At 23.7% G+C, this 14635-nt stretch carries 17 protein-coding genes; 15 read left to right on the top strand and 2 right to left on the bottom strand.

Going from position 1 to position 14635, the window contains the following annotated elements:
• Positions 1-554, bottom strand: a 554-nt coding sequence (locus tag IPH62_19445) for a hypothetical protein (GenBank protein MBK7107447.1), incomplete at its 3' end; no start/stop codon positions are given.
• Between the two features lie 198 nt (positions 555-752).
• Between IPH62_19445 and IPH62_19440 the strand changes: the two genes are divergently transcribed.
• From IPH62_19440 to IPH62_19390, 11 genes are all read left to right on the top strand, one after another.
• Complete coding sequence (locus IPH62_19440; protein MBK7107446.1) at positions 753-1106, top strand: hypothetical protein; 354 nt, start codon at positions 753-755, stop codon at positions 1104-1106.
• Between the two features lie 66 nt (positions 1107-1172).
• Positions 1173-1358, top strand: a complete 186-nt coding sequence (locus tag IPH62_19435) for a hypothetical protein (GenBank protein MBK7107445.1) — start codon at positions 1173-1175, stop codon at positions 1356-1358.
• Positions 1351-3144: a hypothetical protein gene (locus tag IPH62_19430; GenBank protein MBK7107444.1), complete on the top strand. Its 1794-nt coding sequence runs from the start codon at positions 1351-1353 to the stop codon at positions 3142-3144. Before IPH62_19435 ends, IPH62_19430 begins: the two co-directional genes overlap by 8 nt.
• Before the next feature lie 127 nt (positions 3145-3271).
• A complete protein-coding gene (locus IPH62_19425) occupies positions 3272-3649 on the top strand; it encodes a hypothetical protein (GenBank protein MBK7107443.1) in 378 nt (125 codons plus the stop codon).
• Positions 3650-3728: 79 nt separating this feature from the next.
• Positions 3729-5063 (top strand): hypothetical protein, encoded by a 1335-nt coding sequence (locus tag IPH62_19420; protein ID MBK7107442.1) that lies wholly within the window; start codon positions 3729-3731, stop codon positions 5061-5063.
• Positions 5044-6378: a DEAD/DEAH box helicase gene (locus IPH62_19415; protein ID MBK7107441.1), complete on the top strand. Its 1335-nt coding sequence runs from the start codon at positions 5044-5046 to the stop codon at positions 6376-6378. The genes IPH62_19420 and IPH62_19415 overlap by 20 nt, the downstream gene beginning before the upstream one ends.
• The gene (locus IPH62_19410; GenBank protein ID MBK7107440.1) at positions 6371-7024 is read left to right on the top strand and encodes a hypothetical protein; all 654 of its coding nucleotides are present in this window, start codon (positions 6371-6373) and stop codon (positions 7022-7024) included. Before IPH62_19415 ends, IPH62_19410 begins: the two co-directional genes overlap by 8 nt.
• Positions 7024-8208: a hypothetical protein gene (locus IPH62_19405; GenBank protein MBK7107439.1), complete on the top strand. Its 1185-nt coding sequence runs from the start codon at positions 7024-7026 to the stop codon at positions 8206-8208. The genes IPH62_19410 and IPH62_19405 overlap by 1 nt, the downstream gene beginning before the upstream one ends.
• Before the next feature lie 72 nt (positions 8209-8280).
• On the top strand, positions 8281-9735 hold the full coding sequence (locus tag IPH62_19400) for a hypothetical protein (protein ID MBK7107438.1): 1455 nt from the start codon (positions 8281-8283) through the stop codon (positions 9733-9735).
• Between the two features lie 12 nt (positions 9736-9747).
• Positions 9748-9939 (top strand): hypothetical protein, encoded by a 192-nt coding sequence (locus tag IPH62_19395; GenBank protein MBK7107437.1) that lies wholly within the window; start codon positions 9748-9750, stop codon positions 9937-9939.
• The gene (locus IPH62_19390) at positions 9936-10184 is read left to right on the top strand and encodes a hypothetical protein (GenBank protein MBK7107436.1); all 249 of its coding nucleotides are present in this window, start codon (positions 9936-9938) and stop codon (positions 10182-10184) included. The genes IPH62_19395 and IPH62_19390 overlap by 4 nt, the downstream gene beginning before the upstream one ends.
• 364 nt (positions 10185-10548) lie before the next feature.
• On the opposite strand, the gene IPH62_19385 is transcribed toward IPH62_19390, so the two are convergent.
• On the bottom strand, positions 10549-10752 hold the full coding sequence (locus tag IPH62_19385) for a hypothetical protein (protein ID MBK7107435.1): 204 nt from the start codon (positions 10750-10752) through the stop codon (positions 10549-10551).
• Between the two features lie 67 nt (positions 10753-10819).
• Here IPH62_19385 and IPH62_19380 point away from each other — a divergent pair, with 67 nt between their 5' ends.
• Genes IPH62_19380 through IPH62_19365 form a run of 4 tightly spaced genes read left to right on the top strand, consistent with a single transcriptional unit; the run spans position 10820 to position 14533 of the window.
• Positions 10820-11878 carry a M48 family metalloprotease gene (locus tag IPH62_19380; GenBank protein ID MBK7107434.1) on the top strand — a complete coding sequence of 353 codons (1059 nt, stop codon included), beginning with the start codon at positions 10820-10822 and terminating at the stop codon, positions 11876-11878.
• A 42-nt stretch (positions 11879-11920) separates the two neighbouring features.
• Positions 11921-12079 carry a hypothetical protein gene (locus IPH62_19375; protein ID MBK7107433.1) on the top strand — a complete coding sequence of 53 codons (159 nt, stop codon included), beginning with the start codon at positions 11921-11923 and terminating at the stop codon, positions 12077-12079.
• A gap of 7 nt (positions 12080-12086) precedes the next feature.
• On the top strand, positions 12087-12518 hold the full coding sequence (locus IPH62_19370; protein MBK7107432.1) for an MSMEG_6728 family protein: 432 nt from the start codon (positions 12087-12089) through the stop codon (positions 12516-12518).
• Complete coding sequence (locus IPH62_19365; protein ID MBK7107431.1) at positions 12515-14533, top strand: hypothetical protein; 2019 nt, start codon at positions 12515-12517, stop codon at positions 14531-14533. The genes IPH62_19370 and IPH62_19365 overlap by 4 nt, the downstream gene beginning before the upstream one ends.
• Positions 14534-14635 lie beyond the last annotated feature (102 nt).

Genomic DNA, 14635 nt, shown 5'->3' with positions numbered 1-14635 from the left:
AAATGTTTGGGTTCATTAAATACTATCAAAAAGAAATTATAAAAATGCCTATAATCCGCATCTATTTCTGGATGTAATAATGACATTCTATAACCAATCATTTCCAATATATCATGAGATACAGTTATAGGAATATTTCCAAAATTATCAAAAACATATGATATTAATAATCCTTCATATGTTGTTTTATTTTCATATATAACATTAACATTTTTATCACTATAATGATTAAAAATGAAATCTATTAAGCAGTTAGAACTTAAATAAGCAGTATCCCAATGCATAATAACATAATTAAATCCTAATTCTAATATTTTTTTAAATCTCAAAATTACATCCATATCTAATTTAAAATCATCTTCGGATTTTTCTTTTAAAAAATTATCAATTACAGTATCACATGAACTTCCTAATTTATGTTTAAATTCTTCTAATTGTTCTTCTGTATCAAAATGTTCTTCTTCAACATGATTTGAATCGGTATTTAAATAAGAAATAACATATTGTTTAGTATCTAAATTAATATAAGATTTTAAATAATGATTACTATCCATTTTTCCTCCAATTATTGAATAAAAATATACAGCAAAATCAAATATGTATATCAAAATATTAATAGCTTTAAATTGATAAAAATGATTTGTTTTCTCAAATTATATATACATATTATGACATAGAAAAGAGGGTGCTTCCCTTTGCCTCCGGGCAACTGCCTCTTTTCTTTTATTTTAAATTTTTTGGAGAATTTCAAAATGATTAATACTACTGGATTGGAATGGAAAGAGTTTTTAAATGATAAAAACTTATTCAATGAAGAAACAGAACAATGGATAGACAATTTTAATTTATATATTAATGGTTCAGAAGTAGATGACGATTTTGATATTTCAATTATTAAAGATACTGATGTAATAAAAATTGAAGGTGGTGAATATCATCCTAGTTCATATTCTACAGATAATGATAGAACTGATTTAGATGTTGTTTTTAAAAAATGGAAAAAAGAAAGAAATGAGATGTGTTTAATAATTAAAATTAAAAAAGAAGATGAAAAATTAGTTAGAGAATTAATTAAAAAAATAGGGAATAAAGCCAAAATACTTTAACACATTAAGTTTTAAAATTTCTTGTATACATATATTGTTGTATAATTTATTTTTGGAAAAATTTCAATGACTACAGAAGAATATATCATTAAATTTAATTATTTTGATGGTGCATTTTGGAAATTCGGAATTACTGAAACTGTAACATTGAGAGTTCCTGATCATAATATTAAAACTAATCACGAAATGGCATCTGAGATTATAAAAAATAAATATCCAAATTGTGAAATAGTAAAGGTAAAATATGTCTAAGGCTAATGAAATTAAAGTATTGGATGGATTAGAACATATAAGAAAAAGACCAGGAATGTATATTGGTAGTACTGAAAATCCAAATCACTTATTAAGAGAAGTATTAGATAATGCAATTGATGAAGTGATAAATGGATATGCTGATACTATATCATTAGATTTTAAAAAAGGTACTGCTATTGTTTGTGATAATGGAAGAGGATTTCCTATTCATGAAGTTACATTACCAAATGGTGAAGTTTCTGATTCAGTAATTGCAGCTACTTGTTATCTATTTTCTGGAAGTAAATTTGATGACAGAGCTTATGAATTTTCAATAGGTACTCATGGCGTTGGTTTAACAGCTATTAATGCGTTATCAACAAAAATGAGTATGGCAATTAAAAAAGACAAACAGATCCATCATTATTTATTTGAAGATGCTATATTTAAAGATAAAAAATTATATGAAGCCAATAATTGGTTTTCTACAAGAGTTGAATTTGAAGTTGATCCTCAATATTTTGATTCGATAGATTTTAATATAGAAGTTTTTACAAAAGAATTACTATATTTGAATGCTAAATATAAAAGAGTTAAAATAACAATTAATGGGAAACCATTGATAAAAATAGATTTAGATACTTATTTTAAAGCTATTTTTAAATTAGATAAATCAGTTCCAGTATTTAGTGCTTATTATTTAGATAATGAAACTAAAGAAGATATTGCTATTTATTTTACTTATGATAAAGAATCAGAAGTAAAAGATCCATTTGGTGCAGTAAATTTGAAATTTTGCGGAGGAACATTTCTAACTACTTTCGCAACAATTTATTATAATTTGGTTTCAAAAGAATTCTTGAATTTTGATTATATTACAAGATCTGATATTTTATATGGATTTAAATATTTCATAACTATTAGTTTAAAAAATCCAAAATATTCTAGTCAAGATAAAACAAAGATGACTACGAATATTTCGAAAATGTTTGATAATATCAAATCTAGAATATCTCTATTATTAAGATCTGAAGATTTTTTTAAAAAGATATTTAAAGAAATTGAAGAAGAAAAATCAAATAAAAATTTATCTAAACTGATTAAGAATACAAAAGGAAAAAGAGTATCTTCAGATAATCCTTTGATTGATTGTTTAGATAATCCTGGAGATATTATTTACATATTAGAAGGAGATTCCGCAGCTGGTACTTTAAAAAAGATACGAAAAGTAAAATCTGAAGCAATTTTGCCTATTAATGGTAAAATTATTAATACTTTTAATAATACAAAAGAAAAAATAGTTTCTGGAAAGTTCAAATATATTTTGGAAGCTCTAGGGATAAATACTAGTGATAGTTTAAGTAAAAAAGATTATAGATACAAATCAGTAAAATTGATATGCGATGCTGACCCCGATGGACTCCACATCAATGTCCTGCTGTCCATAGGAATCTGGAAGTTCGCAAAGGATCTGATTCGACAGGGAAGGCTATCAGTAATACTCCCTCCATTATATGGGGCTGTTAAGGGAAAAATATTTATTCCAATATATGATAAGAAAGATATTGACAATTATACCAAACAATCTTATACTATAAAAAGATTCAAAGGGTTAGGTGAGATGAACCCTTCGGAATTGGATTATATTATTCATAATCCTATAGAATATACAATATTGCCTCCTGCTAATAGTAATGATGAGTTGTTAATTGAGGCATGTATTACAGATACTGAAATAAAGAAAAAACTGTGTTTAAACAATACACTTGGTTTTGAACACTTAATCTCAATCATCCGAAAATAATTCAATTCAAGGAATCATGTCATGGCTAATAATTTTAATGAGTTTGCAAAAGATGCTAATCCATTTGCTGATGGAAATCCTTTTGATAGTTCTGCACCTACTGAAGTAGATGCAAGTTCTGAAGCAGTTGAAGGAAGTAATTGAGGGTGAAGAAGCCGCTCCAAAAAAGAAGCGCGAAATGGCTCCTCGGTTGACTCCTGAACAGAAGAAGTATATTCTTCAGAATTACCATTCAGAAGGCGTAGTTGAAGTTGCTAAAAAGCTTGAAATTAATGATAATCAAGTTAGAAATACAATTAAGAAGACTCGTAAAGACCTTGAGAATTTAGTTGAGACTTTAGCTACTGAAGAAGAAAAAGCTAAGTACGTTAAATTCATGGAAGAGTATCTTCCAAAGCGTGTTTCTGTTGATGAAGAAGGTAATGTCGTTCGTAAGCGTCGTGGACCTGCTAAAGATGATACTCGTTCACTGGTTGAAGAAATGCTTCGCGGATTGGCATTATAAAATAATAAATTAATACCTACTTATGGAGGGGTGAATTAAAATTCATCCTTCCATATTTTTTTTGAACAGGTGAATGAACATGCTTCAAAAAAAGGATGTTAAATTAAATAATCTGAAGTATTTTACAGATTTGCTATTTGTAAAAAAAGGTCCTATTCCTGAAAAATTAGAAAAGAATGAAGAATTTTCAAACTTCAAATTTCGGATAATAAATCTTTTAGTTAATTATCCAAAATTATTATGGTATATAAACAAAAATTTTAACAATTTTTATCAACATTCCAATATCGATTGGGTTGAATCATTCAAATTGTTAATGGAATTATATGGAATTAAATCAAAATCAGAATTGACATATACCAAGTTTAAGGTTTCTGATAGAAAAGTGTTTAAAAACATTTTAACAGAAACACATTCAAATTTGTGTCAAAATGACTTAAATGAATTATATCGTTTGTATGCAGCATCAATTATTTCTGCAAATGATTTACAGAAATTAAAGAATTCATATTCCGATAGAGCAAATAATTTAAAAAAAAACTTCATAAATGAAGTTGTAGAAAAACCACAAGTAGAAGTTAAATGTTATAAGCACACATTTAATGAAAGCGCATTTGCTCTTCTTAAAACTAAAAGGAAATGCAAAAATTGCAAATTTAATGCTAGTGAGAAACTCTTTATAGATGGGAATACTAACAATTTAGATGATGTTAATATTCTATTTATAAATGATGTTTCTTCATCTAGCGATATATCTCAAGGAAATATATTTTTTGGAAATGATTTCAAAGAACAATTTACAAAATTAAAAATAAATTATTTAATTGTAAATGTATTACCATGTGATATTAAATCGGTAGATGATAATAAATTATTTAAATTAGTCTCTGAGGATTGTAGAGATTTAACCTCAATGTTGATTAATAATATAAAATGTAATAATAAAATATTAATAGGTCAAAGAGTTAAGAACTGGTTTGGTTATAAAACAAAACTTAGTAATATAAAAGTTGAAGATTATTTTTTATTAACATCGCCAAAAGAAAATGAAGAAGCATTTAAAACAGGTTTCTCTATTATAATTAAAGATGTATTGAAATCTATTACTAAAATAAACAATTATGAAAACAATATTACAAAAGAAGATTCTACTTTAACATTATTTGATATTAAAATAATTAATGATAAAATATTATATATATTTTGTGATAAAGATGGTAAAAAACAATATTCGGTAGACAAAATTCAATATCCTGTTTATATTAAAACTGGAAAATATGATGATTGTGAATATATAACTGGAGATATGGATTATGAAATTAAAATATCTAACGTAGAAAAACGTAAGATATCTCTCATTATGTATGAGAAGATAAATTCTGAGGTAATTAAAAATGTGGTCAATAATCAATAAAAAAGATTATAATACTTATTTTAATACTTATTATTCTACTTTTAATGAATTAGATAATAATTTTATATTAAAAGAAAATGATAAATTCTTCTTTTTGCCTAGAAGATTCTTTTATAATTATCCCCATGAAACATTAAAATTAATAAAAGATGATAAATTCATTTCTAAACCTATAAATTTATCATTTACTTCTTCATTAAGAAAAGAACAAAATGGATTAATGGAAGTAATAAAAAGGGAATTCGCCGCCAACGGTATTATAAATGGAATAATTAAAGCAAGACCTGGATTTGGAAAAACGGTATGTTCTGCTTATATTGCCGCTGAAATTATAAAAAAGAAAACATTAATAATATTAGATAATACAAAATTAGCAGAACAATGGAAATCTGCATTTCTAGAATTTACCAATATATCTGAAGAAAATATAGGAATTATTAAAGGAAGTAAGTTTAATGCTAAAGATATAACAATAACAATGGTTCAGACATTATTAAGTAAGATAAAAAATGATGATACTGAATTTTATGATAATATTAGAAATGAAGGATTTGGTTTAGTAATCTTTGATGAAACACATAAAACATCCGCAGCTACTAAATTCGCTACTAGTTCATTATTATTAAATACTGAAAATATTTTAGGTTTATCTGCTACTCCATTTGGTGACGATCTTCATCAATTATTTATGAAGAATATCATTGGAGATATAATATATGAAAGTGAAAGTTATGATTTAAAACCAAATGTTTATTTTGTTCATTATAAATCTGGATTGAGTAATATGTATTTTAATAGATTAACACAAACAAATGATTATATTAAACAAATGGCTTTTTATAATTCTATCATTTATAAATCAAGTAAATATTTAGAAGTTATTTCTATTATAAGCAAAAAAGTTTTAGATTCTAATAGAAAAGGAATTATTATTGTTCAAACTATTAGGCAATTAGAATATATAATTGAGTATTTAAAAAATAAAAATATTACCGCTGTCCCTTTAATGTCTGAAAAACAAGATATAGATAAAGAAAAAGATAATTTAATAGTAGCTACATATAAAATGGCATCTCATGGATTTGATTTTGCTGAATTATCTTGTTTAATTTTAGCAAGTCCATTAAAAGGGCAAATTTCTTTAATTCAGACAATTGGTAGAATTTTAAGATTATATGAAAATAAAAAACAACCATTAGTTTTTGATCTTATAGATATCGATTTTGATAATATATTCTCTAGAAATATTGAGAGAAAAAAATCCATAATCCAAAGGGAATTCGGAAATTGCGATTTTACAATTATAAATGTCTAATTCAAAGGCATTAATAATTACTATTTCAAAAACAGAAACATTATTTATAATATCGAATATTAATAGAATAAAAACAAAAATAAAAGAAGATTCATTAGAAATAGAAAGATGTTTAAATATTTTAAAAAATGAAAATATTCAATATTTTAATAAGTTAAATACATTAGAAATGGAAATCGGTTTACTTAGAGTTCAAAATAATGTTAATATAAAAATAGATACATATTCTAACCAAGAAATAGATGAAGAAATAAAACAAGAATTTAAAAAAATATTTAGAAAAATTTCTCAAAAGTGTCATCCAGATAAAACAGAAGATGAAAATCTTCATAATATATTTCATTCAGCAAAAAAAGCATATGACAAATATGATTTTGAAGAATTAATTAAAATATATAAAGACCTATATGATGATACATTCGATGATAAATTAAATATACTTTTATTTCAATTAAAAGAAATTGAAAATGAGTATAGGCAATTTACCAATACCAAAAGTTTTCATATAATGAAATTATTTAATTCTAAACTAAATTCAGAAAGTATGATGTCTAGAAAAATATATTTAGAAACCTTATTTGATAAAATAATTGAATTAGAAGATCTGAAAATCATATTAACAAAACAAACTGGAACCGTAAAATAATGACTGACCAACAATTGCAACAATCAAATAAACAATATTATTTTAATGGAATACAATCTAATATTTTAATATATAAAGATAATATTCCAATTAAATTAGAAATTTCAACATTATTAGATATGGTTGACTGTACTTTAGAAAATGAAGTAACTATCGATTCTTCTAAAATTAAAAATTGGAAGATTAATGAAGAAATTTATATTGATAGTTTAAATGCAAATGGAGAAGTTGTATTATCTAAAATCAATTATTTAATTCAAAAAGAAGGGGAATCTAATAATTGTTTGTATGAAGTCGATTATAATAATGAAAAGATCATTCTATCTAATATTGCTATATATGATAAAAAGAAGGAAAAGGTAGTAGTTTCTCCATTAAAGAATATAGAACAAAAATTCATTATTCAAAATATAAATCATTGTGGATTGGATAATATTGATAATCTATATAATTTAAAATTCAATTATGATCTAGGATTTATTGTTGGTAGTTGGATTGTTAGCGGCGGATTCAGTAAAATTGAAAAAACTGATGAATATGATTATTTATCATTTAAAAGAAAAGAACCGGAATTAGATTTTATTAGTAATATTATTAGTAGGTCATTATCTGATTCTACTAGTTTTAAAAAGAAGACTCCTAAGAATTTCGATATTTTATTAGTAGTTAATAATAATCTTCAGGAATTAATCTCTGATAAGTTTAAATTTGGAGAAATTCCATTATGGTTATTATCTACTGATGACGAATTTATTAAAGGAATATTCTATAGTTTTATCTTTTATAAATCATATTTATCTAAAGATAAAAAGAACAATGAATATTTGGTGTTATTAAATAAAAATAGAAAAATTTTAGAAGATTTGAGTTATATTATGAAGCGGAAGTTCGGAATCTATTCTAAATTCACTTCAAATAATGAAAATTCATTATCTTTTAAATTTAATGATAAATTATTATCATTGATTAAAGAAGGAATTGAAAATAAATTGATTGTAAATTTCAATACTTCTGAAATTACTAATATATCTCCATTAAAAGAATATTTTATAAAAGGATATAAAATTATTCCTTGGTATAAAATTAAAATAAACACTAATAATAAAATTAATGAAACGTTTAGTTTAAAATTAAATCAAAATAAGATTTTTATGTTATCTAATGGAACATTTGTTCTTGGATAATTTTTGATAACACAATCCGCCGCCAATATATTAAAATTGCGGCGGATTATTAATTTCTGGAGTTTTTAAAAAATGTATAATATTCCAAAAACATTTTGGAAAGATATGGAGAAACCGGGATTCTTTAATTATATAGTATATGGTGATTCTGTAATAGGTGCATCATTAATAACTTTTAAATTTAAAAATGAAATTAATACTTTAATGTTCGAACAATTGTGGATGACATTATTAATAAGTAAAGTCAAAGTCTTATTAGTAGAAGAAGATAAAGAATATATCTTTTTTAATGAAAAATCAGAATTTGAAATTCAAGTTTTTGATTATTACAATAATAAAATAATTTTTAAAACTCCAAAATATATAATGAGAAGAATAATTTCAGAAAATATTATAAATGTAATTACAGAAGATGATGTAAATGTAAAAGTAACAAGAGATCATTCATTAATTAATTTTATTGATGGCGAATATAAAAAAATTAAACCATTAGATAAAGAATTGACTTATTTATTTTATAATAAATCTGATAATTTAGTAAAATCAACTATTAAAGCAAAAACAATTGAAAAATATCAAGGTACTGTTTATGATTTTGAAGTAGAAGAATTTCATAATTTTTTCGCTAATAGAGTTTTAGTTCATAATACCGATAGTTTATATATAAATTTACCAGAAGTAAAATATGATACCCCAGAAGAAGCAGTATTAATTGCTGATAAAGTAAGTAAAGAAATTAATAATGTCATTACAGAATATACTAATAGCGAAATTTTATCTAAATTAAATGTCCCATTGGAATTTAATAAAACAGAATATAAAACAGAATTGGTAGCAAATGCAATGTTATTATTAGGAGTAAAAAAGAATTATGCTTATAAGGAGATAGCAAAAAAAGGAGTAATTCATAAAACTCCAAAAATAAGATATGTTGGTATTCCTGTAGTAAGAACTGATTTCTCACAGTTTACTAGAGATTTTATAAGAAAAATTATTGATGATATTGCACTTAATGAAAATCTAAAAGAAATTCCTATTTCTCAATTATTAAATGAATTATCTACAGAAAGGTTTAAAAAATTAACAGAATGTTTAAAATATTTTAATTTTAAATATATAGGCATTCCTGGTAAATGGGGAATGGATAATAATTATAAGCATGAAACTTATCATATTATTGCCATGCGTTTGTATAATACATTAACAGATACAGAAACATTTAAACCAGGAACCAGTGGTTATAGCTTTCCTATAATATTGAATAGTAAGATGTTAATTTCTAGTAAAATAAATAATTCTTCTGGAAATAATTTATATCTAAAAAAAGATACGGATTTAGATAAACTAACATTTTTATCCGTTCCTTATAATTATGATGAAGAAATTCTTCAAAAATTATTTGTTAATTTCCAAATCACTATTGATGAACAAACCTATTGGAAAAAGTTATATTCTACATCTGCTAGACGCATTGTAGAGATATTAAAAAATAATAATGTTAATTTACCTCCTTGGGATGATGATTAATAGGAGAATTTAATGTCTTTAAAAAAACATCCAAATCATATTACATCATTTGCAATGGCAAATTTAAGTGATTCATTAGCTGAAATTAATGGAAGGTGGGTACCAAGTAGACCTGTTAGTTATCCATCTTTATTTAATAGATTCAAATATGCTTGGTGGGTGTTAATTGGAAAAGGTGATGTATTAACTTGGCCTAATCAATGACTATCGAAACTGTAATTACTTGCGATAAATGCCATAATATTATCAAGTTACCTCAAGATGGTTATGCAATAATTGGAAACATAGGTGATTGTCATCCATCTTTAGAAACTAGTGTTGCTCTAATAGGAGTGACAAATTTTGAAAAAGATAATGGAATTATCAAATGTAATAATGTTAAAGTTGTACACTACTGTAAAATTTGTTTATTAAAGGATTTAAATATAACTTTTACAAATATTAGATAATAATAGCATATATTCAAATATTTCATATACATATCAGATAATAGGCTACCCCTATTTGAGGATATGGATATGAATACCAATGATGATATATGGTTAAAAATCCTATTAAAATTTCAAGATCCTTCAATTAAGAAGGACTTTGAGACTTTGGAACAGGAAGAAGAAGAAAATGAAGACCCCACTAATGAAAATTAGTGGGGCTTCAATAAATTCAGATTAAGAATCTGAATTTAATTTTTATTTTTTTAAGTTAAAATAAATTTAAGTAAGGATTATATTATGCCATCAATGCAAGAACAAATATTAGAAAAATTTGCATAATTCAAGTCGCAATGTAAAGTTGATCATTTATCAGTTTCCACTTTTAAGAAGATTTGTACCATTTAGTTGAAAAAATAATAGATTTTAAATCAGAATCAATATATTCCGAAACCTCCATTTTTTTATTTGTAATTTCACAAATAACATACTCTTTTCCTTCAGAATCTAATTTTCCTGTATATCCAGAATGAGATTTACCACATCTTCCGCATTTTTCAGTATTCCATTTATTAACTGTCTTTTTCATTTAAATTTTCTCCAAAATATTGACTGTAAATTATATGTATATCAAAATTATGAGTAAGGATTATATTATGCCATCAATGCAAGAACAAATATTAGAAAAATTTAAATTAGAATTTCCCAAATCATATTATTTTATTTATCCTAAATTAAAAAAAATTATATATAATGAAGAAAGTAACGAAATAGTATTTAGTAAAATATTGAATGAAAGTAAATTAGTTCATGATTTAATAACTACAAATGTTAAAATAAATATATTTAAATATCATGATAAAGAGACATTTGCTAATATATTTACTATTCCTGGGGCAATTAACGAAAAATTATTATCAGATAATTCATTATCTAATTCAATAAATTTGACTAAAAATTTAATGAATATGAAATTGAAAATGTTTAAAAAAGAAAATAAGATCTTTCTTATATCTAATATAAATAACGTATTGTTACCAATATTTGTAAATCATGTTCCATTCAAATTATTGACTTTTGAAGAAAGATTTAGTATTTATCTTCATGAAATAGGACATTGGGTGAATTATAAAACATATCTTCCTAGTCAATTATTATTTATGATTAATACACTATCTAGAAATTATATATTAATTCCATCATTAATATTATTATATACATTAACCAACGATATTACTATTCCATTTATAGTTATATTATTTTTTTTCATAACTACAGTTTTATTAAATGTAATGTATATAATAAATGAATTTGATTCCGATAAGATAGTTAAAGATATGGGTTATGGTTTTCAATTTTCTAATGCATTAAATAAAATAGAATATTTAAATCTCGAAATTAAAAATAAAAAATCAGTTATTGATATTAGTAAAAAAATAAAAATACTATTTTCTTTAATTCATCCAATTTTATTAAGTGTAGAATCCACACATCCAGATTCTAAAACTAGAGTTCAATTGTTAATGTCGGAATCTTTAAATGAAAATCTTAATTTATTATATGATAATTTTAATAATCGATATGTTAATAATTTAAGAACTGATTTAATGTATGAGAATATTGATTATAATAATGTATTGAATTTATTTGAAGAAGTAATTCCAGAGTTAGATAATTTCATTTATTTAAATCATAAACAAGTATTTAAATTTTGATATACATATATTTTAATATAAAATTTTTTTAGAGGAATTTATATGGATGAACCAATAAAAAGATGTGATTTTTGTTTAAAATCTAATGATGATGTGTTAATTATTTTTTCTAGTAGTAATCAAAAATTTCATATCTGTGATGAATGTATTGAACAAATGTTTCATGAAATGTTGAACTTGTTTAGATCAATTAAAAAGTGAGAATACAATGCAAACATTTCTTATTTCTCCAAATCCTATAGATACAGCAAAAATATTAGATGATAAAAGATTATTTAAACAAATTGTCGAAGGAAATCAAATAGCAAATTGTTTATTAGTTAAAGAAACTAGGTGGAAGAATCATCCAGCTGTTAGAATGTGGAAAGGTTATGAGTTTTTTTTAGTAAATAAATATATTGATGCTATGATTTATCAATGGGCAATTATTAAAAAACATAAGGCAGAAAAATCAATAATTACACATAATTTTCATAAATTTATAATTAAAGATTATGAATTACAAGAACCATTCTGGTTTTCTGAAGAATTCTTTCTTACTCACAAATCAAATTTAATTCGTAAGAACCCAAATTATTATAGACCCATATTTGGATATAATATTCCAGATAATCTTTCTTATATTTGGGATAAAAGATGAAACCTATACTATATAGTGAATTAAGTAAATATGACTTCTACAATTTCTATAATTTAGATATAGATACTAATACTTATTTTTCTTCTAAATATTATTTAGAAAAAGAAGAACCTGAAGCAGAACAGAAGCTATCTACTATATTTTTAGATATAGAAGTTTATCAACAAAATAAATTAATTCCTTTTAAATTCGATGAATCCTTACATCCAATATCTGCAATTTCTTTCAATTTTAATAAACAATATTTTTGTTATTTTCTTCATAATATATATGATGCTAATGTTAGTTCTTGGGCGGCGGATTTTAAAACTAATTTAATTACTAATAAATATATAGATGGTGATGAAGATATTTTCGTTCATGTATTTGATAAAGAAGAAGATTTAATTCTATCTGCTTGGAAAAAAATAAGAGAACTAAATCCATTTATATTAAGTGGTTTCAATTCCGATAATTTTGACTATCCTTATATTTATAGAAGATTAATTATATTATTTAATAATACTGAAGAAGTTAATAAAATTTTAAGTGAATTTGAATATGTAGAATTTAGAGATAATAAAGAAGTATCAATTCCAGAATTCTCTATATGTGATTTACAAAAACTATATAAACCAAGGGATGATGGTGGATTAAATTATGGATCGAAACAAGCATCATATACTTTAGATTATATTTCTACTGAAGAATTAGGATTAAAAAAATTCGAATACAAAAGTAAAAATGCAGATTTAAATGAATTTTATGAGAAAGATCCAAAAAATTACTTATTCTATAATTTGATTGACGTTATTCTGTGTGTAAGATTAAATAAAAAATTAAGACATATTGAATTACATAATAGTATTAGAAGAATATTAAAAAATTCATTTTCTAAATCAATGGTTGGACATTCTAGTAGTTTTGAAAGTTATGTTTTATATAACATATTAAAAGATAATAATTATGTTAGATTTGGTATGGTTAAGGAAAATGCAAAGATAATTTATGATAATGAATTAAGTGCATTTCCTAAAATGAAAGATAATAAAAAATTAATAGAGCCTGAAACAATAGATGCTGAGACTTATAGTCAAATTATTACAAAATTCAAAGGTGCACATGTTAATGAATCCGAATCAAGAGTAATTAAAGATGGTAGTTTAATAATTGACCTTGACGCTGCGAGTCTCTATCCAAGCATGATGCTTCAATCAAATATTTCATTTGATGTGTATCAAGCAAGGGTACTTCCGCCAACAGTTTATAAATTTTTGAATTTTCTAGAAAGTACAGTTGGAAAGACAACAATAAGTGTTAAATTATTACAAAATTTTCATGATTTGTGTATTAGTTATGTTGATGAAGAAAAATTAGCATCAAAAGAAAAAACAAAAAAGAATTTCTATTATACTAGTATATATTTATTAAAAAAGATATATATGGGTAATATTGATATAAATTCTATATATAATCCAAATGATGATAAATCAAGATATTTATTGCAATTTTATTTGCTCCCATTAATAGATATTTTAAATACTATTCATACTGGAAGTGAAACTTATAATTCATTCATTTATGATTATCTATTTGATAGTGACAATATAAATAAAAACTATAATTATATATATATACTAGATAGACCAAATTCAACAAAACAAAAAATATTAAAATTAGATGTTGATGATGCTTTAAATTATATTAAGAAATATTCGATAACGATATTCGGTACTTGTTTTGATATGCATAAAGATAAATTAGGATTGTTTACTAATTTATTACAACAATTATTTATTACAAGAAAAACTTATCAAAAAGAAACATTAAAGCACATAGAAGGAAGTGAATTATATAATTTCTATGATTCTAGACAAAAAAGTATTAAAATTATTATGAATAGTATTTATGGTGTTTTAGGATTGAAATCATTTAGATATTCTTCACATCATTTAGCTCAGAGCATTACATCCCAAGGGCGAATGAGTATTAAAATAGCCCAATACATTACTGAACAATTTCTTTCAAACAGGTGATTCGAAATGTCTTCTACTGATATTACTAATGAAAATCCATTTTTTGATAATTTTGATAATGACGAACCTACTAATGCAGCAGATGAATCTACTGATGATATT

The organism is Ignavibacteriota bacterium, from assembly GCA_016708125.1.
GTDB lineage: Bacteria > Bacteroidota > Ignavibacteria > Ignavibacteriales > Melioribacteraceae.
The sequence above is the reverse complement of the archived record's forward strand: the minus strand, read 5'-3'. Positions and strand labels throughout refer to the sequence as shown.

Bases quoted from the DNA above. Each gene is read 5' to 3' on its own strand.
- IPH62_19375 (MBK7107433.1), top strand. From the start codon at position 11,921: ATGGATGAACCAATAAAAAGATGTGATTTTTGTTTAAAATCTAATGAT.
- IPH62_19440 (MBK7107446.1), top strand. From the start codon at position 753: ATGATTAATACTACTGGATTGGAATGGAAAGAGTTTTTAAATGATAAA.
- IPH62_19390 (MBK7107436.1), top strand. From the start codon at position 9,936: ATGACTATCGAAACTGTAATTACTTGCGATAAATGCCATAATATTATC.
- IPH62_19430 (MBK7107444.1), top strand. From the start codon at position 1,351: ATGTCTAAGGCTAATGAAATTAAAGTATTGGATGGATTAGAACATATA.
- IPH62_19405 (MBK7107439.1), top strand. From the start codon at position 7,024: ATGACTGACCAACAATTGCAACAATCAAATAAACAATATTATTTTAAT.
- IPH62_19365 (MBK7107431.1), top strand. From the start codon at position 12,515: ATGAAACCTATACTATATAGTGAATTAAGTAAATATGACTTCTACAAT.
- IPH62_19400 (MBK7107438.1), top strand. From the start codon at position 8,281: ATGTATAATATTCCAAAAACATTTTGGAAAGATATGGAGAAACCGGGA.
- IPH62_19420 (MBK7107442.1), top strand. From the start codon at position 3,729: ATGCTTCAAAAAAAGGATGTTAAATTAAATAATCTGAAGTATTTTACA.
- IPH62_19415 (MBK7107441.1), top strand. From the start codon at position 5,044: ATGTGGTCAATAATCAATAAAAAAGATTATAATACTTATTTTAATACT.
- IPH62_19395 (MBK7107437.1), top strand. From the start codon at position 9,748: ATGTCTTTAAAAAAACATCCAAATCATATTACATCATTTGCAATGGCA.
- IPH62_19435 (MBK7107445.1), top strand. From the start codon at position 1,173: ATGACTACAGAAGAATATATCATTAAATTTAATTATTTTGATGGTGCA.
- IPH62_19410 (MBK7107440.1), top strand. From the start codon at position 6,371: ATGTCTAATTCAAAGGCATTAATAATTACTATTTCAAAAACAGAAACA.
- IPH62_19385 (MBK7107435.1), bottom strand. From the start codon at position 10,752: ATGAAAAAGACAGTTAATAAATGGAATACTGAAAAATGCGGAAGATGT.
- IPH62_19380 (MBK7107434.1), top strand. From the start codon at position 10,820: ATGCCATCAATGCAAGAACAAATATTAGAAAAATTTAAATTAGAATTT.
- IPH62_19370 (MBK7107432.1), top strand. From the start codon at position 12,087: ATGCAAACATTTCTTATTTCTCCAAATCCTATAGATACAGCAAAAATA.